Source organism: Modestobacter sp. DSM 44400, assembly GCF_900107175.1.
In the GTDB taxonomy this organism is placed as follows: Bacteria; Actinomycetota; Actinomycetes; order Mycobacteriales; family Geodermatophilaceae; genus Modestobacter.
Window position 1 is genome coordinate 1 of sequence record NZ_FNOZ01000180.1, and the last position, 1117, is coordinate 1117.

At 71.3% G+C, this 1117-nt stretch carries 3 protein-coding genes; all 3 read right to left on the minus strand.

The genetic code is table 11. The features are described 5' to 3' along the window. On the minus strand, window positions 1–190 hold a 190-nt coding region (locus BLW04_RS25595; protein WP_139307061.1), incomplete at its 3' end, for a hypothetical protein. Window positions 191–304: 114 nt separating this feature from the next. Further along, a complete protein-coding gene (locus BLW04_RS25600) occupies window positions 305–751 on the minus strand; it encodes a hypothetical protein (protein ID WP_091548477.1) in 447 nt (148 codons plus the stop codon). Window positions 752–836: 85 nt separating this feature from the next. Next, the coding region (locus BLW04_RS25605) for a transposase (RefSeq protein ID WP_175484321.1) at window positions 837–1117 on the minus strand (281 nt) is incomplete at its 5' end.

A 1117-nucleotide genomic window follows, 5' to 3' on the forward strand; every position in this document is an offset into this window, starting at 1 on the left:
CACCGAGAAGGCAGGCGACGCCGCACGCGGCGACCGCCAGAGGGAGCCCCAGCGGCTTGAGCGCCCAGGTGTTGCGCATGAACCCGTAGGAGCGGTTCTCGGCGGCCAGCAGCGGTGAGGAATCGGCGTGCGCGGCGGCCTTGGCGCGCAGCCGTCGCTCGGCATCCCGGATGCGCTGGGTGGAGCGCACCGGGTCCCCCACCTCCAAGGGGACCGGGGTGGCGGATGTCTATCGGGAAGGCACGCAGGGTGCGTCGGCGACCTTGCCCCGCACACTAAAGATCACTGCCTCCCTTCGCCGCAGTCAGTAACCGCCCGGGCGACGGACGGGACGAGATGTCAGCGGAGGCTCGCAGACGTGGGCTTGTCCCGACCGGCCGGCGGCGGCCATCGCTCGGTAGCGGGCGCTGGGCGGCATGCCCATGAAATGCAGGGCGTGCGGATGGGGTACCCGGGGACGGTCTGCGTAGGAGTCGGCCGCGCTGTTGAAGCAGTCGGAGGCGGTGCGTTCCTGCACGTGCGGTTGGTTCCACCCCGGTGGTAGCCAGCTGGTCCGGGTCAGGAAGTGGTTGCCCTGACCCGGACCAGCCCAGTGGTAGCGCTCGTCCCCGCGGTCCCAGCCCAGGGTGGCGAGCACGGCGCCCTGGTCGGCCCACGGTCCAGGCTGTGGCCCGGCCTGCTCGACGGCGTCGAGGAACTCCAGGGCGGCGGGGCACGATCGCAGCAGCCATACCCCGGTGTTGGGGTTCACCCGGTGCTCCGACGGAACGTGTTCCAGTGCCGGTCAAGCCCGCTGGCGTGGTGTGTGACGGCTACCGCGTGATCTTCGTGTCTGGTCAGGCGCTGAGCGCCGGGATGGTGCTGGTCTGAGTGGTCACCTCCTCGGGGCTGGTGTTGGCGGTGTCGGTGACGGGCCGCATGCGGCAGCGGGCGAGGACGTCGAGGCCGAGGTAGCGGCGCCCTTCGGTCCATTCGTCGTGCTGCTCGGCGAGCACGGCGCCGACGAGGCGGATGAGGGAGTCCCGGTCGGGGAAGATCCCCACGACGTCGGTGCGACGGCGGATCTCCCGGTTCAGCCGCTCTTGGTAGGGGTCGACCCGGGGCGCGGTGCCAGCCT